16 protein-coding genes and 3 tRNA genes are annotated in these 17,273 nt (G+C 66.7%); 15 read left to right on the top strand and 4 right to left on the bottom strand.

All coding sequences use genetic code 11. The features are described from left to right. Positions 1–21: 21 nt before the first annotated feature. Positions 22–702 (bottom strand): DUF1134 domain-containing protein, encoded by a 681-nt coding sequence (locus tag LV476_RS06195; RefSeq protein ID WP_250074465.1) that lies wholly within the window; start codon positions 700–702, stop codon positions 22–24. Positions 703–896: 194 nt separating this feature from the next. Between LV476_RS06195 and dcd the strand changes: the two genes are divergently transcribed. Continuing rightward, positions 897–1,478, top strand: a complete 582-nt coding sequence (gene dcd, locus LV476_RS06190; protein ID WP_250074463.1) for a dCTP deaminase — start codon at positions 897–899, stop codon at positions 1,476–1,478. Between the two features lie 39 nt (positions 1,479–1,517). Here the strand turns inward: dcd and LV476_RS06185 are convergent, their stop codons facing one another. After that, a complete protein-coding gene (locus LV476_RS06185) occupies positions 1,518–2,192 on the bottom strand; it encodes an HAD family hydrolase (RefSeq protein WP_250074460.1) in 675 nt (224 codons plus the stop codon). A 246-nt stretch (positions 2,193–2,438) separates the two neighbouring features. Between LV476_RS06185 and LV476_RS06180 the strand changes: the two genes are divergently transcribed. The 5 genes from LV476_RS06180 to LV476_RS06160 all read left to right on the top strand — a co-directional run bounded on the left by LV476_RS06180 (position 2,439) and on the right by LV476_RS06160 (position 5,706). Further along, positions 2,439–3,017: an RNA pyrophosphohydrolase gene (locus tag LV476_RS06180; protein ID WP_250074458.1), complete on the top strand. Its 579-nt coding sequence runs from the start codon at positions 2,439–2,441 to the stop codon at positions 3,015–3,017. After that, positions 3,007–5,298, top strand: coding sequence for a phosphoenolpyruvate--protein phosphotransferase (ptsP, locus tag LV476_RS06175; RefSeq protein WP_250074456.1), 2,292 nt, complete (start codon positions 3,007–3,009; stop codon positions 5,296–5,298). The genes LV476_RS06180 and ptsP overlap by 11 nt, the downstream gene beginning before the upstream one ends. A 124-nt stretch (positions 5,299–5,422) precedes the next feature. Beyond that, positions 5,423–5,499 (top strand) — tRNA-Pro (locus LV476_RS06170). An 18-nt stretch (positions 5,500–5,517) separates the two neighbouring features. Beyond that, positions 5,518–5,594, top strand: a tRNA-Arg gene (locus LV476_RS06165). Positions 5,595–5,630: 36 nt separating this feature from the next. Next, positions 5,631–5,706, top strand: a tRNA-His gene (locus LV476_RS06160). A gap of 52 nt (positions 5,707–5,758) precedes the next feature. Here LV476_RS06160 and LV476_RS06155 read toward each other — a convergent pair. Together LV476_RS06155 and LV476_RS06150 are read right to left on the bottom strand one after the other, a co-directional pair. Continuing rightward, entirely contained in the window at positions 5,759–6,124 is a 366-nt protein-coding gene (locus tag LV476_RS06155; RefSeq protein ID WP_250074454.1) for an EscU/YscU/HrcU family type III secretion system export apparatus switch protein, read from the bottom strand. Beyond that, complete coding sequence (locus tag LV476_RS06150) at positions 6,121–7,062, bottom strand: flagellar hook-length control protein FliK (RefSeq protein ID WP_250074452.1); 942 nt, start codon at positions 7,060–7,062, stop codon at positions 6,121–6,123. The genes LV476_RS06155 and LV476_RS06150 overlap by 4 nt, the downstream gene beginning before the upstream one ends. A gap of 399 nt (positions 7,063–7,461) precedes the next feature. Between LV476_RS06150 and LV476_RS06145 the strand changes: the two genes are divergently transcribed. From LV476_RS06145 to LV476_RS06105, 9 genes are all read left to right on the top strand, one after another. Further along, a complete protein-coding gene (locus LV476_RS06145; protein ID WP_250074450.1) occupies positions 7,462–7,656 on the top strand; it encodes a hypothetical protein in 195 nt (64 codons plus the stop codon). Between the two features lie 349 nt (positions 7,657–8,005). Next, positions 8,006–9,415 (top strand): sigma-54 interaction domain-containing protein, encoded by a 1,410-nt coding sequence (locus tag LV476_RS06140; RefSeq protein ID WP_250074447.1) that lies wholly within the window; start codon positions 8,006–8,008, stop codon positions 9,413–9,415. A gap of 76 nt (positions 9,416–9,491) precedes the next feature. Next, complete coding sequence (gene fliE / locus LV476_RS06135; protein WP_250074444.1) at positions 9,492–9,845, top strand: flagellar hook-basal body complex protein FliE; 354 nt, start codon at positions 9,492–9,494, stop codon at positions 9,843–9,845. Positions 9,846–9,896: 51 nt separating this feature from the next. Then, on the top strand, positions 9,897–11,684 hold the full coding sequence (fliF, locus tag LV476_RS06130) for a flagellar basal-body MS-ring/collar protein FliF (RefSeq protein WP_250074441.1): 1,788 nt from the start codon (positions 9,897–9,899) through the stop codon (positions 11,682–11,684). Positions 11,685–11,689: 5 nt separating this feature from the next. Further along, positions 11,690–12,727: a flagellar motor switch protein FliG gene (fliG, locus tag LV476_RS06125; RefSeq protein ID WP_250074440.1), complete on the top strand. Its 1,038-nt coding sequence runs from the start codon at positions 11,690–11,692 to the stop codon at positions 12,725–12,727. Next, complete coding sequence (locus tag LV476_RS06120; RefSeq protein WP_250074438.1) at positions 12,714–13,535, top strand: FliH/SctL family protein; 822 nt, start codon at positions 12,714–12,716, stop codon at positions 13,533–13,535. The genes fliG and LV476_RS06120 overlap by 14 nt, the downstream gene beginning before the upstream one ends. After that, positions 13,532–14,896, top strand: coding sequence for a flagellar protein export ATPase FliI (gene fliI / locus LV476_RS06115; RefSeq protein ID WP_434062818.1), 1,365 nt, complete (start codon positions 13,532–13,534; stop codon positions 14,894–14,896). The genes LV476_RS06120 and fliI overlap by 4 nt, the downstream gene beginning before the upstream one ends. Before the next feature lie 15 nt (positions 14,897–14,911). Continuing rightward, complete coding sequence (locus tag LV476_RS06110; protein WP_250074437.1) at positions 14,912–15,379, top strand: flagellar export protein FliJ; 468 nt, start codon at positions 14,912–14,914, stop codon at positions 15,377–15,379. Next, complete coding sequence (locus LV476_RS06105) at positions 15,376–17,031, top strand: flagellar hook-length control protein FliK (RefSeq protein ID WP_250074434.1); 1,656 nt, start codon at positions 15,376–15,378, stop codon at positions 17,029–17,031. Before LV476_RS06110 ends, LV476_RS06105 begins: the two co-directional genes overlap by 4 nt. Positions 17,032–17,273: the final 242 nt, after the last annotated feature.

The raw sequence follows: 17,273 nt of genomic DNA, 5'->3' as shown, positions 1-17,273 counted from the left end.
GTGGTTCGATCCTTGGCGGGATCAGAACGGGTTGTAGGACTGCTCCTGCGTGAACTGCACATAGCCCACGCTGGCACCGAGGCGTACCCCGACGCCGACGCGGATCGGCGCGACGACGATCGACTGGCTGCGCAAGTAGTGCATGCCGACGCCGCCGACCAGAAAGGCCGAGCCGGACACGCCGGCGAAGCGCTGGAAGATCAGATCGGGGCGGGGCAGGTTGTAGACCAGCATGAACACCCGGCCGGCATCGCCGCCGAAGTCCCATCCGATCGACGGACCCTGCCAGTAGACCTTCTGGGTCTCGCCCGACTTGGCCATGAACTCGCCCTGCCCGTAACGCAGCCCGACGAACAGGGCGCCGCCGCCTTCCTCGCCCTTGATGATGGCGTTCGGACGGCCGTACTGCGCAAAGGCCCGGTCGACCACCTTGGCGATCGCCTCGGCGGATCCGCCCAGGAAGTCGACCGCCTCCTGAGTCGTCTGGTACTTGTCGTACCCCTCGTCCTGATCCGCGCCCGTGGTATCGGTCTGCGACTGCGCCGGTGCCGCGTTCGCGCTGTTGGTTGTACTGTTGTTCGCCGGTTGTGTGGCGCAGGCGCCCAGCATGAGCGCGGCAGCCAGCGGTAGCCCCAAGCGTGCCAGGCGGGAGATGGCCCGGCCGGACGATTGGTTCAGCGTGCTACGAAGAATTCCTGTCATGTCGCACATAGTTCCTTGGTCGGAGTGAAACGGCTTGCTGTCTCCCCGAGAGACCGGCGAGCCGGTCAAAAGTTGCGAGACGGGTCGCCGGGGTCGAGGGTGGTCGTCGGTTGACAACCTGCTGATTTGTGGCAAGCATACGCGCTTTGCCGTCAGGACGCCCGACGGTACCGCCTTTTCAACGGGATGACCCAATGAGTATCAAGTCCGATCGCTGGATCCGCCGGATGGCCGAGGAGCAGGGAATGATCGAGCCCTTCGAGTCCGGCCAGGTGCGCGCCATGCCGGGCCCGGATGGGCAGTCCGAGCCGATGGTGTCCTACGGCACCTCGAGCTACGGCTACGATGTGCGCTGTTCGACGCATTTCAAGGTGTTCACCAATATCAACACCACGATCGTCGATCCCAAGGCCTTCGATCAGCGCAGCTTTGTCGACGTGCACTCGGACGTCTGCATCATCCCGCCGAACTCCTTCGCGCTGGCGCACACCGTCGAGTACTTCCGCATCCCGCGCAACGTGCTGACGATCTGCCTGGGCAAGTCGACCTACGCGCGCTGCGGGATTATCGTCAACGTCACCCCGCTCGAGCCCGAGTGGGAAGGGCACGTGACACTCGAGTTCTCCAACACCACGCCGCTGCCGGCAAAGATCTACGCCAACGAGGGTGTGGCGCAGATGCTGTTCCTCGAGTCCGACGAGGTCTGCGAGACCTCCTACCGGGACCGTGGCGGCAAGTACCAGGGTCAGCGCGGCGTCACTCTGCCGACCGCCTGATCCGCAGGAGGCCCGCCGGGAGCGGGCGATTCCCGCCGTTTACTCGGCCGTCTCCTCGACGGCGTTGAGCATCAGGACGTCCCAGCCGCGAGCCTCGGCCTCGCGCCGAAGCACTGGGTCCGGGTCGACCGCCACCGGGTGGTCGACCTGTTCCAGCAGCGGCAGGTCGTTGCGTGAATCCGAATAGAACCAGGTTTCCTCCGGGCGCACCTGCTGGGTCTCCAGCCATTCCTCCAGCGCCAGGATCTTGCCGTGCTGGAACGTCGGCGTGCCGGTGTAGCGACCGGTATAGCGGCCGTTGCGGCGCTCCGGTTCGGTCGCGAGCAGGTGCGGAATGTCGAACAGTTTCGCGATCGGGCCGGTGACGAAGGCATTCGTCGCCGTGATCAGCATCAGGGTGTGGCCGCGACGGCGATGCTGCTCGACCAGTTCCCGCGCCGGTTCGCCGATCATCGGCCGGATCTGCTCCTCGATGAATTCTTCCCGCCAGGCTTCCAGTTCCTCGGCCGGATGCTCGGCCAGCGGGGCGAGCGCGAAGCGCAGGTAGGCGTCGATGTCGAGCGTGCCCTGCTGGTAGTGGCGCAGGAACTCGTCGTTGTGACGGGCGTAATCCTCCGCATCGACAATGCCGCGCTCGGTCATGAAAGCGCCCCAGGCGTGATCCGAATCGCCGGCGAGCAATGTGTTGTCGAGGTCGAAGATGGCCAGTTTCACGAAATGCCTCCTGCCCGGCAGGGCCGTCTTTCCCTGCCGTCTTGGTCGCGATGTATCCCGGCGCGTGCCGGGTCGACGGGCGCGCATGATACCCCATCATGGGCTTGGTTTATCGCCCGGGGGTTTTGTGAAAGAATCAATCTCAATTGGGTGACCGCGAGCGGATGCGTTCCGCGAGTGCGGTCAACCCCTGCGAGGCCCGTCGCCTCGCCATTTCGGGCGTGTGACTTTTGCAAGAGTGAAATCGTGATTGACCGTAGCGGCTTTCGACCCAATGTCGGGATAATTGTTTGCAACCAGCGGGGCGAAGTCTTCTGGGGCAAGCGGGTCGGGCATCGTTCCTGGCAGTTCCCGCAGGGGGGCATCAACGCCGACGAGCGACCGCTCGAGGCGATGTACCGTGAATTGCGCGAAGAGGTCGGGTTGCTGCCCGAGCACGTCTCGGTCATGGCCTGGACGCGCGGCTGGCTGCGCTACCGCCTGCCGCGCAACATGGTCCGGCGGCATGTGCAGCCCGTGTGCATCGGCCAGAAGCAGAAGTGGTTCCTGCTGCGACTGCGTGCCGACGAAGGCGCCTTCGATCTCAACGCCTCCCACAAGCCGGAGTTCGACGGCTGGGAGTGGCGCCCGTTCTGGTCGATCCTGCCCGAAGTGATCTATTTCAAGCGCACCGTCTATTTCCAGGCTCTGCACTCGCTGGCTCCGTTCATCGAAGGCATTCCGCCCGAATGTCCCGACGACTGCCTGCCGGAACAGTTCGAGCGCCGTGCCGAACAGGCTGAAGCGGCCAATCCGGCCGTGACGGAGTCCCGCGATGCTCGATGAGCTGCGTCAGATCGTTACCGAGGTGTCGAAGTCGGCCGACCTGCGGGCGGCTCTCGACCTGATCGCGCGCCGCGTCCAGTCGGTTCTCGACGTCTCGGTCTGTTCGGTCTACGTGCTCGCTGGCGACGAGGCTGCCGAGGTCGAGCCTTCCCTGGTGCTGCAGGCCACCGAGGGCCTGAACAAGGGCAAGATCGGCCAGGTCTCCCTGGGGCTCGAAGAGGGGCTGGTGGGTCTGGTCGCGCGGCGCGCGGAGGTGATCAACCTCGAGGACGCCTCGACCCACCCGTCGTTCAAGTTCGTTCGCGACATCGGCGAGGAGCCCTATCACGGCTTCATGGGCGTGCCCATCATCCATCGCGGCGAGGTCCTCGGCGTGCTGGTGGTCCAGGCGCGCGAACGGCGCCGGTTCTCCGACGACCAGGAATCCTTCGTCGTCACCTTGGCGACCCAGCTGGCCTCCGCCATTCGGCATGCACGTGCCAGCGGCGAACTGATGCGCACCGGCAACGAGCCGGGCACGTTCGATTCGGCCTTCTCCGCTCGCGGTCTGCCGGGCTCGCCCGGCGTGGTCTTCGGCACTGCCGTCGTGGTGGCGGACGGCCAGTCGCTGGAGTTGGTCGAGGACCGCGAGGTTGATGACGTCGACCACGAGCTGGCGGTCCTCGATAGCGCCATCGAGGCGGTGCGTCAGGAATTCGAGCAATTGAAGATCGACTTCGCTCGCGCCTCGGGCAGCGAAGAGGAGAATCTCCTGTTCGATGCCTTCATCCGCATGCTCTCCGGCGGGTCGCTGGTCGAGGCGATCGAGCAGCACATTACGGCCGGCAAGTGGGCCGGCGCGGCCTTGCGCGATGCGATCGCCGAACACGCGGCGGTGTTCGAGCAGATGAGCGACGCCTACCTGCGCGAGCGTGCCCAGGACATCCGCGATCTCGGCAATCGGGTACTGCACAAGCTGCATGCCGAGAGTGCCGGCCCGACCGACTGGCCGGAGCAGATCGTGCTGGTGGGCAACGACCTGTCGGCCTCGCATCTGGCCGAAGTGCCGACCGAGCGACTCGTCGGCATCGTCTCCTCGACCGGTTCGGGCTCGTCGCATCTGGCCATCCTGGCCCGCGCACTGGGCGTGCCGGCGGCGATGGGCGTCTCGGACCTGCCGGTCTCGCGGCTGCGCAGCAAGGAAGTGGTGGTCGACGGCTACCGCGGGCTTGTGGTGGTGCGCCCGCGCGGTTCGCTGCGCGAGGAGATGCTGCGACTGGCGCAGGAGGAGGCCGAGCTGACCGAGGAGCTCGCCGCCCTGCGCGACGAGCCGGCGCTGACCTCCGATGGCGTGCGCGTTGCCATGCACGTCAACATCGGCCTGCTGTCCGACATGGCGCCGTCGCTGACCGTCGGTGCCGAGGGCATCGGCCTGTATCGCACCGAGGTGCCGTTCCAGATCCGCAAGCAGTTCCCCGGCGAGGAGGAGCAAGCGCACATCTACCGCGAGGCGCTCGAGACCTTCGCCGGCAAGCCGGTGGTGCTGCGCACGCTCGACGTCGGCGGCGACAAGCCGCTGTCGTACTTCCCGATTCGCGAGGACAACCCGTTCCTCGGCTGGCGGGGCATTCGCCTGGTGCTGGATCACCCGGAGATCTTTCTCACCCAGATCCGGGCGATGCTCAAGGCATCGGCCGGGCTGAACAACCTGCACATCCTGCTGCCGATGATCTCGGCCGTCGACGAGCTCGACCAGTCGCTGGCCTACATCGCCCAGGCGGTTGACGAGGTGTCCGAGGAGATTGGCGAGATCGAGCACCCCAAGGTGGGCGTGATGATCGAGGTGCCCTCGGCGGTCTACCAGGCCGACGCGCTCGCCAGTCGCTGTGACTTCCTGTCGATCGGTACCAACGACCTGACCCAGTATCTGCTGGCGATCGACCGCAACAACGAGCGGGTTGCCTCTCGCTATGACGCACTGCATCCGGCGGTGCTCTCGGCCGTGCGGGACGTCTGCGAGGCCGGCGCACGGCAGGACTGTGACGTCGCGGTCTGCGGGGAGCTGTCCGGCGATCCCCTCGGCGCGGTGCTGTTGCTCGGCCTGGGCATCCATTCGCTGTCGATGAGCGCCGGTTCGCTGCCGCGGATCAAGTGGGTGATTCGTAGCTTCTCGCACGCCGAGGCGCGCGAGCTGCTCGATCAAGCGATGCGTTGCGAACGGCCCGCGGAAGTCCGTGCGCTGCTCAACCAGGCGCTCGTGGATCGGGGGCTGGGTGGCCTGATTCGCGCCGGTCGTCACTGACGAAAAGAGGGCGCGCCGGGCAATTGACTTCGCCCGCGGCGATGCCTATCATGGCGCACCTTCGTCGCCGGACGGGTTCAGAACCGCTCAGGCGGACGGGGCGCGTTTGCGCGATGACGGCGAACGGAGTGTAGCGCAGTCTGGTAGCGCACCTGGTTTGGGACCAGGTGGTCGGGGGTTCGAATCCCTCCACTCCGACCAGAGATTTAGCCGAAACTTGCGCCTGTAGCTCAACCGGATAGAGCATCGGCCTTCTAAGCCGAGGGTTGCGGGTTCGAGTCCTGCCGGGCGCGCCATAGCGCACCTGCACGAACGGCAAATGCCTTTCGATGGTGACTGTAGCTCAGTTGGTAGAGCCCCGGATTGTGATTCCGGTGGTCGTGGGTTCGAATCCCATCAGTCACCCCACCTTCTCCGCGAAAAAGCCCGCCACCTCGGCGGGCTTTTTTGTGTCTGAGCTTCAGGCTCCGGAGGCAGGCTCGTCGTTTTCCGCGGCGCGATCTCGAGCCCGGCGCAGTACCTCCTCGTGGCGATCATTGACGTAGAGCGCGTAGCTCAGCACCTCGGCCACCGCGCGGAACAGGGGCTCGGGTATCCGGTCGCCCAGGTCGATCTGCGCCAGTGCCCGTGCCAGCATCGGATCCTCCACGTCCGGCACGCCCGCCTCGCGCGCCGTCTCGATGATGCGGCGTGCCAGTTCGTCCTGGCCGGTCGCCACCACCTGCGGCACGTCGCTGCCGTCATACGCCAGGGCGATCGCCCGCCGTGGGGTCTCCTGGCCGGGACGATCGTCCCTTTCGACGTTCTTGTCGTCTCGGTCCGTCATGCCTGCTCGCTCAGAAAGCCGTGTGCCGATGGCGTGTCATCGCTCGCCGTGTCCGGTTCGAGGCGTGAGCTCACCGAGGCGGGCGGTGGGCCCTCGTAGGCGCCGAGCCGCCCGGGGGTGAGTCCAGCCTCCTCGAGGCCACGGGCGAGGGTGGTCCGCGAGGCTTCGAGTATCGACACCGTCCCGGGCCGGTCGGCGAACAGGTCGACATCGATGCGAGTCCCACGCAGGACCAGCGCGGCATGCACCGGACCCAGCTGGGGCCAGTCCATCGCCAGGTCGAGCTGCCAGCGTGCCTCCCTGCCGTCTCCGTTCGGGCCCTGGTCCTCCTCGCGGATCGCCATGCGCAGGTTGTGGGCCTGGTTGGCCAGCTGCAACGGAATCTCGAGCAGCCACACCGGCTGGTTCGGCCCGGCCTGCGTGCCGGCGGCCTGACCGGCCGCCCCCTGCGACAGCGCGGTGGAAATCTGGCTTCGTTCCACCTGCTCGCCGAGACGCTGCATGAAATCGAGTGTCGCCTGCCGGGTCGCCGGATCGCGTGCTGCCAGCTCGGGACGGGCCCGCAAGTGACGGGCGGCCTGCTGCAAGACGGCACCCAGCGGGGTTTCTGTTAGGCCCGTACCGCCAGGGGCGATGGCGCCACCGACGCCGGCCAGCGGGTTGGGTTGCGTCGGGGGGTTGTGTTGGGTGGCCAGCCACCCGGCGACCAGAGCGCGGACGAGGCGAGGCTCGCGCAGTGCCGATAACAGGGGGACGAGGCCGTTGAGTCCGGCCGGGACCGTCTGCGACGAACTGCCGGCCGGTGCACTTGCCTGGCTGGGCGCGCCCCGGGCGATCGTTTCGCTTCTCGTTGCCGAGGCGGCCTGGTTGGATAGAAAGGCCTGAATGGGGCGGGGTGTGGCCGGTGCGGCGCTGTCCGGCGGCCGTGCTCCCGGCATCGTTGCAGCCGAGGTCGTGGTGCCAGCCGTTCCCGGCTGGGTGGCGCCACTCGGTGACGCGCCTGCCCGGCTTGCCACGCCCCGGACGATCGTTTCGCTGGTCGTTGCCGAGGGGGGCTGGTTGGATGGAAAGGCCTGGAGGGGGCGGGGTATGGCCGGTGCGGCATTCGCTGTCGGTCGTGCACCCGACGGCGTTGCAACTGGTGTCGTGATGCTTGCCGTTCTCGTCGGGGGAGCGCCATTCGGCGACGCGCCGGCCTGGGCTTGCGGCATGGCGGTAGGTGTCGATGGTGCGCCTTGGCCGGAGGGAGAAAGTCGTGCCAGCGCCTGAAGCAGGTGTCGGGTCAGCTGAGTCTGGTCGAGTTGTCTAGGGTCGGGGGGTGGCCCCAGCGGGCGCAAATGAACCTGCTGGCCCAGGCGGGTGACTTCCAGGTCGATGGCCTGCCCGGCCCTCAGCGGGTGCTGGGTGGTCACGGAAAGCTGACCGCCGGCCACCGAAAGCATGGCCCGGTCGCCGGGCTTGGCGCCGGTGAGCGCGATCGCGGCCAGACGCTGGCCCGTTTCCAGTCGGAGAGTCGGACCGGCATGGGTTGATTGGCCGGGCTGTTCGACCTTGAGGATCTTCATTGGGTCTCCGAACGGGCGCGAAGGCGAGCGAGCCGGGCGATACTCACCGCCCGGCTCGATGGTAGGCCGCGCGCTTGTCGCTCACAAGCCACACTGCCTCGTGATGGAAATTCCGCTTCACTGACAAAGTTTTGACATGCCCGAGGGGTCAAGATAGCGTCCCGTGGAACTTTCTAGCCCCACACTTGTCGTGTCGCCCGAAACCGGGCGGAGGTGGGGCGCCAAAGCCGGCGAATAGACCGGTAGAAAGAATCATATAACCAACAAGAACAAATAGTTGGCGGCGCGCCCGCGCCGTCCACCGGGAGAACCAAAGATGCCGCGGCCCCAACCCCTTTGCTGGATCGACAGCAAGGCACCCGAGGCGACGTTGCTGGCGGAGCAGTTGACGCTGCTGGGGTTCGAGACCGTGACCGGTCCGGCCCCTGCGCTTCCCGAGCCGCCCATGTGCCGGATGACCTTTGCTGCCGATGCATCCGTCGAGCAGGTCGATCCCCCCTGGATTGTCCTGGGGACGTTGACTGAAACGCCCAATCCACCACCACAGGTCCAGCTGCCGTGGCCGGTGCCGCTCGAGACCCTGCAGGGTGTCCTGTCGCCGATGAAGAGCCGTTGGCACGCCGAGCGGCTGCGCCGCGACAATCGTGGATTGATCGGCAGCAGCGCCGCTCTGGAGACGCTGCGCCACGAGGTCGCGCAGGTGGCCCCTACCGACGCCACCGTGCTGATTCTCGGTGAGACCGGTACGGGCAAGGAGGTGGTCGCCCGCATGATCCACATGTTGTCCGAGCGGGCGGACAAGCCGTTCGTGCCGGTCAACTGCGGGGCAATTCCCGGCGAGCTGCTGGAATCCGAGCTGTTCGGCCACGAGAAGGGGGCGTTCACCGGTGCCATCACCCAGCGCAAGGGACGTTTCGAGCTGGCCCAGGGTGGCACCATCTTCCTCGACGAGATCGGCGACATGCCGTTCTCGATGCAGGTCAAGATCCTGCGGGTACTTCAGGAACGCAAGTTCGAGCGCGTCGGCGGCAGTGTCTCTTTCGATGCCGACGTGCGAATCGTCGCGGCCACGCACCGCGATTTGCCGGCCATGGTCGACGAGGGCAAGTTCCGCCAGGATCTCTATTACCGTCTCAACGTCTTCCCGATCCATACCCAGCCGCTGCGGGCGCTGCGCGACGACCTGCCCGAGATTGCCGGCGCCCTGGTCGATCGGCTGAGTCGCGAGGGGCGGCCTTCGCCTCAGCTGACTGCCCCGGTCCTCGCCGTGCTCCGGCAGCACGATTGGCCCGGGAACGTGCGTGAGCTGGCCAACGTGCTCGAGCGCATCGGGATTCTCGCCCCGGATCGGCCCGCTCGCGTCCACGACCTGCCGTTGCACCTGCACCACCTGACTCCGGCTGAACCCCAGCCCGAGGCCGAGATGCCGACGGAGGTCGCGACCGCCACCGGCGCCGAGGCGATCGATCCGGACCCGCGCAGCATCTGGTCGCTGACGGAAAACATCGGCCCGCGCCTGCCGATGACGCCCGAGGAAGTCGAGGACTGCGACCTGACGCTTCCGGACGACGGCATTTCCCTGAAGGCCCAGCTCGAGGCGATCGAGCAGGCCTGGATCCAGGCCGCGCTCGCCCAGGCGGATGCCGTTGTCGCTCGCGCGGCCCGTCTGCTGGGCATTCGGCGGACCACCCTCGTGGAGAAGATGCGCAAGTATCAGATCGGCTGACGGCGTTCTTGCCGATCTGGCATGCCTCCTGCTAGAGACTGCGCAACCAATCCGCGACAGTCAACGAGGTGGATCCATGAGCGGCAACGACATGTCCGTCGACCAGATCCTTTCCCAGATGCAGCAGCTGCGCACCGCAGCGACCCAGCGCCCCAGCGGCCCCGAGGCCCTCAATCCGGCCGCCCAGGGCGTCGCCGAGACCGAGCGCGCCTCCTTTGCCGATGCGCTGACCCAGGCGGTCGGACAGGTCAACGAGCTGCAGCAGACCTCCGGCGATCTCAAGAACCGCCTGCAGGCCGGTGACGACAACGTGACGCTGACCGAGGTGATGGTGGCCTCGCAGCGCTCCTCCGTGGCTTTCGAGGCGACCCTGCAGGTGCGCAACCGATTGGTCCAGGCCTACGAGAAGGTCATGAACATGCCGCTGTGATGCGCGGCACCCCTACCGTCACCCGAATTCGCTTGATACGGACATAACCCCATGGCCCAAGGCTCCGCAATCACCACTACCCCCACTGGATCCGCCGCAGAAAGCCCGCGCTGGATTCGGCAGATGGATGCGTTCACCCAGTCGTCAAGTTTCCGGCAGTTGCTGCTCTTGATCGCGCTGGCCGCCGTGATTTCCTTCATGGTCGGCTTCTTCCTGTGGGGCAGCGGCAAGTCGATGGTGCCGCTTTACCAGTCGCTGGATACCAAGGCGTCCGCCGAGGTGGTCGAGGCACTCAAGGCAGCGGGAGAGCCCTACGAGCTGGCGGCCGACGGTACGGTGAAGGTCGGCGCCGACCGCCTGCCGGAAGTCCGCATGCTGATGGCCCAGCAGGGGCTGCCGGGGGGTGACGGCACCGGGTTGGAGATGCTGAATCAGGACCAGTCGCTGGGGACCAGCCAGTTCATCGAAAAGGCTCGTTACCGCCGCGCGGTCGAGACCGAGCTGGCGCGCTCGATCCAGACGATCGGCTCGGTGCGGGCCGCCCGGGTGCACATCGCGCAGCCGGAGAAGTCGGTCTTCGTGCGCGATCGCAAGACGCCGACGGCCTCGGTTGTCGTCGACATCAAGGGCGGCAGCACCCTGAGCCGCGGCCAGGTCAACGGCATCGTCCACCTGGTCGCCTCGAGCATCAACGACCTGTCGCCCGAGAACGTCAGCGTGATCGACCAGGCCGGCAACCTGCTCACCAGCGACGGCGACGGTGCCGCCGGCATGGGCCTGACCAGCCGCCAGTTCCGCTACCGTCAGAATCTTGAACAGGCCTATGCGCGGCGGATCGAGTCGCTGCTCGCACCGATCATGGGATCCGACCGGGTGCGTGCCCAGGTCTCGGCCGACATCGACTTCTCGCGGCGCGAGGGCACCAGCCAGACCTACGGTCCGGGAGAGGGCGTGCTGCTCAGCGAACAGGTCAACGAGACCGTCCGTTCGCTCGGCGGTGGCGAGAACATCGGCGGCATGCCGGGTGCGATCGCCAACCAGCCGCCGGGCGGTGGCGAGGTCAATCCGGGCAACGGCGACGGCGGGCTGGCGCCGCCGCAGGACCTGACCGTCGAGGAATTCCAGACGCTGGCACAGACACCCATCGACAGTGATCGGAGCGAGACCCGCAACTACAACGTGGACCGCGAGATCCAGCACACGCAGTTCGCCAGTGGCCAGATCGAGAAGCTCAGCGTTGCAGTGCTGCTCGATGAGAACGTTGCCGGCAGCGGCGCGGGGCAGGGCGAACCGGAGGATCCGCAGGCGGCCGAGGCCGCTGCCGCGGCCCGTGCCGAGCGCCTCGATCGCATGCGTGCCCTGGTGGCCCAGGCCGTCGGCATCGACGAGGCGCGCGGTGATCAGATCACCCTCAGCAGTTTCCCGTTCGTCGATCAGGACATCGAGCCGGTCAGCACGCCGCTCTGGGAACAGGGCTGGTTCTGGACGACGCTGAAGAACGCCGGCATGGGCCTGGCCTTGCTGCTGGTGTTCCTGCTGGTCGCCCGCCCGCTGCTGAAGATGCTCGCCGACAGCCGGCGTGAGCGGGCATTGCCGCCGGCCGAGAACGGCGAGCCGAACCCCGCCGGTCAGTACCCGGTGCCCGCTCAGTATCCCGATGAACGGCGCGCTCAGGGTGGCGAGAACGAGCAGGAGGACGAGGATGACCTGTCCAACGTGCCCGAACTGATCGGCAACGCAAGCTACACCGACAAGTTGCGCCAGTTGCGCAAGAGCGTCAGCCATGATCCCAAGGCAGTGGCCGCGGTGATCAAGCAGTGGACGCACGAGGAGAACTGATCCCCATGGCCCAGGCACCCGAAAACAAACTTCCCCAGGAAAGCCCGCTGGGCGGTCTCAAGGGACCGGAGAAGGCCGCCATCCTGATGATGGCCCTCGGCGAGGAATCCGCGGCGCACGTTTTTGGTCATCTCGACCCGCGCGAGGTGCAGAAGATCGGTCAGGCGATGGCAGTGCTCAAGAACGTCACCCGGCCGCAGATTCAGGCAGCGCTGGACGAGTTCTCCGACGATCTCGAGAACCAGACCGGTCTCGCGCTGGGGTCGAACGACTACATCCGCAACGTGCTCACCCGAGCTCTGGGCGAAGAGCGTGCCTCCGGGCTACTCGAGCGGATCTCCTCGCAGGGCAGCCGCCGCAACCTCGAGTTTCTCAAGTGGATGGACGCGCGCTCGATCGCGGAGATCATCCGCTACGAGCACCCGCAAATCATCGCCATCGTGCTGTCGCACCTGGAGAGCGATCAGGCCGCCGAGATCCTGCAGATGCTGCCGGAAAACACCCGCACCGACATCGTGCTGCGCATCGCGCATCTCGAAGGGGTCTCGCCGCAGGCGCTCGAAGAGCTCGACGACATCATGGAGCGTCAAGCATCCGGCACCACCGGCGGCAAGTCTTCCAAGGTGGGCGGCGTGAAGATCGCCGCTGGCATCATGAACTTCCTCGAATCCAATGTGGAAGAGGAGCTCATGGGTCGGGTGAAGGAGACGGACGAGGACCTCGGCACGCAGATCGAGGACCTGATGTTCGTCTTCGCCAACCTGGTCGAGGTCGAGGATCGCAGCCTGCAGGTACTGCTCCGCGAAGTACCGGCGGACAAGCTCCTGCTGGCCATGAAGGGTGCCGATTCCGAACTCAAGGAGAAGATCTTCGGCAACATGTCGCGCCGTGCCGCCGAGATGATGCGCGACGATCTCGAAACGCTCGGCCCGACACGCCTGGCCGATGTCGAGGCGGCGCAGAAGGAAATCCTGCAGGTCGCCCGTCAGCTGGCCGACGAAGGCAAGATCTCCCTGGGTGGTGGTGGCGATGAGTTCATCTAACGACGAGAGCGTGATCACCCGCCCCCTCGAGGCCGAAGACTGGCAGACACTGCTCGATGCCTGGGAGCTGCCGGAGTTTGCCGACGGCCAGCCGGTCGTCGAGGAGGACGAGCCGGACCCGGCGACCGCCGAGGAGATCGCTGCCGCACGTGCCGAGGCCGAGCGACAAGGCTACGAGGTGGGTCTGGAAAAAGGCCGCGACGCCGGTTACCAGGAAGGTCTCGCCGCGGCGCGCGAGGAGATCGAGCAGGTCGAGAACCGTCTGCGCGGGTGGCTGGCGCACCTGGAGCGCCCGCTGACGTTGCTGGATGACGAGGTCACCGAACAGCTGGCGGCTCTGGCCACCCAGATCGCGCGGGTCATGGTGGCGCGCGAGGTACGGGTCGACAACGCCGGTCTGCCGTCGATCGCCCGCGAAGCCCTCGGGGCGCTGCCGGTTTCCGTGAGAACGGTGATCGTCCGCTGTGCGCCTGCCGACGAGCCCGCCTTGACCGAACTGCTGGGCGATGCCCGCTTCGAGTCGCTCGATCTGCGTCCGGACCCGACAGTCAGTGCCGGCGGCCTGGTGGTCGAATCCGGTGATGCGCGGGTGGATGCCAGCCTTGCGAACCGGTGGGCGGCGACGCTCGACCACCTGATCGGTCGCGTGTACCCCGGGCCCGATCAGGTGGTGCCGCCAAGCGCCGAGAACACCGCCTCGGCAACGGATCACGATGGTGAGCCTTCGTTCGACGACGCACCGGACGGGACGACCACAGGAAACGACGTGGCCGACGGCCAGGACGCCGGTCCGGAGGACGCACGATGACCGATCCCGGCCTGCGTGATCCGAGCAAGGACGTCTCGCTCAACTGGGCACGTCGCCTGATGGGGACGGCTGCCCGGGTCGATGCGCCGGTCGCGGCATCGGAAGGGCGCATCGTCCGCGTGGTCGGCCTGGCGCTGGAGGCGCGCGGACTCTCCGCGCTGATCGGTGACCAGTGCGAGGTGACCGACCCGCAGGGGCGGCGCTTCGAGGCGGAGGTGGTCGGCTTTGCCGAGGAATCCACCTATCTGATGCCGCTGGAGACCACCCAGGGTGTCGGTCCGGGATGCCGGGTGAAGAACCTCGGGGCGGCCAGTCGGGTGCCGATGGGCGAGCAACTGCTCGGCCGGGTGCTAGACGCGCGCGGGCGGCCGATCGACGACGGGCCGCGCCTGACCGGTGATGCCTCGGTCAACCTGCACGGTCGGCCGATCAATCCGCTGAAGCGTCGCGAGATCACCGAACCCCTGGATGTGGGCGTGCGGGCGATCAATGCCCTGATGACCGTCGGCCGCGGGCAGCGCATGGGCATCTTCGCCGGTTCGGGCGTGGGCAAGAGTGTGCTGCTGGGCATGATGACCCGCCATACGCAGGCGCAGATCATCGTGGTCGGTCTGGTCGGCGAGCGGGGCCGTGAAGTGGCCGAGTTCGTCAGCGAGATCCTCGACGAGGAGGCGCGCGAGCGTGCTGTCGTCGTGGCGGCGCCGGCGGACAGCTCGGCACTGATGCGGTTGCACGGGGCGAATCTCGCCAGCTCGATCGCCGAGCATTTCCGCGACCAGGGCTTCGATGTGCTGCTGCTGATGGATTCGTTGACCCGTTTCGCCCAGGCGCAGCGCGAGATCGGCTTGGCGATCGGCGAGCCGCCGGCGACCAAGGGCTACCCGCCGTCGGTGTTCGCGCAATTGCCGCGCCTGGTTGAACGGGCCGGCAACAGCGAAAGCCGCGAGGGCAGCCTGACGGCCTTCTATACCGTCCTGGTCGAGGGGGACGATCTCAACGATCCCGTGGCGGACTCCGCGCGGGCCATTCTCGACGGGCACATTGTGCTTTCCCGCGAGATCGCCGAGCGCGGCCGCTTCCCGGCGGTCGATGTCGAGGCGTCGATCTCGCGGCTGATGCCCAAGCTAGTCGATCCGGAGCATCTATCCTTGATGAGGCGGTTCAAGGAACTGGCCGCAACCTATCGTGAAAATCGCGACCTGATTGCGGTGGGCGCCTACCGGCGTGGTCAGGACGCGCGTCTCGACCGGGTCATCGATATTCAGCCGGACCTGGAAGCGTTCCTGTCGCAGTCGATGGACGAGTCGGCCGACATGGCATCGAGCATCGATGCCCTGGTGGACCTGCTGCATTCGGCCTGAGTGGGGTAAGCGACGATGAGCGACAAGCAGCGACTCAAGTCCCTGGGCAACGCGGGGCGCGTGATGGGTCATCAGGCGGATCTTGCCCGCCGTCGGCGTCGCGAGGCGGAGCGCGAGCTGGATGCCCAGCGCCAGCGACTGGCGGACCTCGAGGGCTATTTCAACGAGTACACCAACAACATCAGTTTTGCCGCCGAGGGACGCAATCGCGCCTTTGCGCTGCAGAACTATCGGCAGTTCATGGCGCGGATCGAGGAGACCATCGAGCACCAGCGTCGAGTGGTCGAAGAGCTCGAGCAGCAGTTGGCGCAGCGCGCCAATGATGCGCGCGATGCGCAGGCCCGCAACGAGTCGGTCGATCGGTTGAGCGAGCGTTATCGCAACTCGATCCGGCGGCGCAACGAACGCAACGAGCAACAGGTGATGGATCAGCACGGCGCGGCCAACGCCGGGCGGGGCGTGGAATCCGGGGGGCGGCAATGAGTCAGATTGGCAACGAGAAGGGCGGGTTGGAGATGATTGGACGGCTGTTGGGCGGCGTGGACGGCAAGGTCGGGCGCGTCGCGGCAAAGCTCGGCAGCGGGGCATCGCAGGACTTCGCTCGCCTGATGGCCTCGGCACAGGGGCGTGTCGAGGGCAGTCAGCGCGCGCCGGGGGTGTCGGGCGACGTTGCCAGGGATGGGTCAGGGCTCTCGGATTCGCTTCGCTCGGCGCTTAGCGCGCTGGGCGAGGAAATCACTCACCTGCGCCAGCAGCTTGGCTCGGACAAGTCGGGCCAGTTGCCCCCCGGTTCGGGAGGCGAGTCGGATGCCCGTGCGGTGTTGGGGCAAATGCTCGAAACGATTCCCGCATCCGGCGGAGAGGAGTCTGCCGGACTCGGACGTCACGAAGTCGACATGTCGGTATCACGTGGTGGGGATTTCGCTTGGGCATCGTCGGATGGGCGGTCGGTCGAGGGGCAGTCAATCGGGGCATTGGAGGCGACCGGGCATGTCGACGGGGCGGCCAGTGGCGAAACAGCCGCGCGTTCGCTTTCGGCGCAATCGCTGGCCACCGACGAGGCAATCGCGCGTGACGTGGCCGGACTGGCACAGGCGCTGGCCGACTGGCGCGAGGCGCTGGATGCCGGTTCACCGGTTCGGGCCGAGGCGGCGATACAGACTTTGCGCGACCGACTGGCGGCACTGCGCGAGTCGATGCCGGGCGGTGAGGGGGCTTCCGCCGACCGAACTCCGGCGCTGGTGGGACAGTTGCAGGCACTTCAGCAGCTGATGACGCGGTCCGGCATGGCGGGGTCGACGGAAGGGCCGGTCGCTCGGGGTGCGGGTGAGCCCCGGTCCTGGTCGGAATGGTCGTGGCGGCTGGCTGCCGGTGGGCAGTCCGCCGGCTCGCGCTCGGAGATGGCAGCGCGCGCTTCGGCCACGGTCGCGTCGAGTGGCGAGGGTTCGGATTGGAATGGTGGGCCGGTAACGGCCGCCTTGGGGCTTGCGGGGCGTGAGATGCCGGCGCCCTCGCGCACGGAACGATTGACGCCGGCGCACTGGTCGGCGCTGGGCGGGCTTTCCGCTCAGCCCGCCGATACGGCAGTCGAGACGACGGTGGCGCCCGGTGGGCTGGGTTCGGCGGGAACGGCATTTTCGTCGACGTCGGCAGGCCAGGCCGCCGGGGGTGTCTTCACCGGCCAGGCCGCCACGCCGCCACCCAACCCGCAGATGCCGGCGCAGTTGGGCCAGCAGATCCAGTGGATGGTCGGCAAGGGCGTGTCCCGGGCGAATATCGAGTTGCGGCCGGCCGACCTTGGCCCGCTGAAGATCTCGATCGAGACTCAGGGGGACGAGACCCGTATTGCCCTGACCGCCACCAACGCGACCACCCAGGGTCTTCTCGAGCAGCAACTGCCGCGGCTCAAGGAGTGGTTGCAGGAATCCGGGCTTGCGCAGAGCGAGGTGGATGTCTCGCTCGCTGAAGAAGGCGACTTCGGGCAGCAACTGGCCGATGCCGACGGGGGTGAATCCGATGGCCACGGCGGCGCGCCGGCTGATGCCGAAATGATGATGTCCGCGAGTGGTTCAGCTGACACCGACGATGCGCTCGAGTGGGTTGAGGGGCGAGGGGTGCTGGATCTGTTTGCCTGAGCGCGGGTTTTTCTTCTGATTCGAAAACGGACTCGTCCAGCGAGTCCGTTTTTTTGCATTAATCGATTGCGTGATCGTTTTATTATATGCGTGGTGTGATTAATTCGACGGTTTTCCCCAATGGGGATGGGGGAATACGTAATGTTGACGCTTGTTATTTTATGGGCTAGATTTCTCCCACATTGGGACGTGCGAAGGAATGTGCGGTTTCCTCCAGCTAACGAACGCAGTGTTTTGAATCG

The sequence above is a fragment of the Guyparkeria hydrothermalis genome (assembly GCF_023555385.1).
Classification (GTDB): Bacteria; Pseudomonadota; Gammaproteobacteria; order Halothiobacillales; family Halothiobacillaceae; genus Guyparkeria; species Guyparkeria hydrothermalis_A.
Note: the sequence above shows the minus strand (reverse complement) of the source record. Positions and strands in the feature narration are given on the sequence as shown.

Coding starts and splice junctions, on each gene's coding strand:
- LV476_RS06110 (WP_250074437.1), top strand. CDS start 14,912: ATGAGCGACAAGCAGCGACTCAAGTCCCTGGGCAACGCGGGGCGCGTG.
- LV476_RS06155 (WP_250074454.1), bottom strand. CDS start 6,124: ATGACGGACCGAGACGACAAGAACGTCGAAAGGGACGATCGTCCCGGC.
- LV476_RS06140 (WP_250074447.1), top strand. CDS start 8,006: ATGCCGCGGCCCCAACCCCTTTGCTGGATCGACAGCAAGGCACCCGAG.
- LV476_RS06150 (WP_250074452.1), bottom strand. CDS start 7,062: ATGCCGGGAGCACGGCCGCCGGACAGCGCCGCACCGGCCACACCCCGC.
- LV476_RS06105 (WP_250074434.1), top strand. CDS start 15,376: ATGAGTCAGATTGGCAACGAGAAGGGCGGGTTGGAGATGATTGGACGG.
- fliF (WP_250074441.1), top strand. CDS start 9,897: ATGGCCCAAGGCTCCGCAATCACCACTACCCCCACTGGATCCGCCGCA.
- fliE (WP_250074444.1), top strand. CDS start 9,492: ATGAGCGGCAACGACATGTCCGTCGACCAGATCCTTTCCCAGATGCAG.
- dcd (WP_250074463.1), top strand. CDS start 897: ATGAGTATCAAGTCCGATCGCTGGATCCGCCGGATGGCCGAGGAGCAG.
- ptsP (WP_250074456.1), top strand. CDS start 3,007: ATGCTCGATGAGCTGCGTCAGATCGTTACCGAGGTGTCGAAGTCGGCC.
- LV476_RS06195 (WP_250074465.1), bottom strand. CDS start 702: ATGACAGGAATTCTTCGTAGCACGCTGAACCAATCGTCCGGCCGGGCC.
- LV476_RS06145 (WP_250074450.1), top strand. CDS start 7,462: ATGAACCTGCTGGCCCAGGCGGGTGACTTCCAGGTCGATGGCCTGCCC.
- LV476_RS06120 (WP_250074438.1), top strand. CDS start 12,714: ATGAGTTCATCTAACGACGAGAGCGTGATCACCCGCCCCCTCGAGGCC.
- fliG (WP_250074440.1), top strand. CDS start 11,690: ATGGCCCAGGCACCCGAAAACAAACTTCCCCAGGAAAGCCCGCTGGGC.
- fliI (WP_434062818.1), top strand. CDS start 13,532: ATGACCGATCCCGGCCTGCGTGATCCGAGCAAGGACGTCTCGCTCAAC.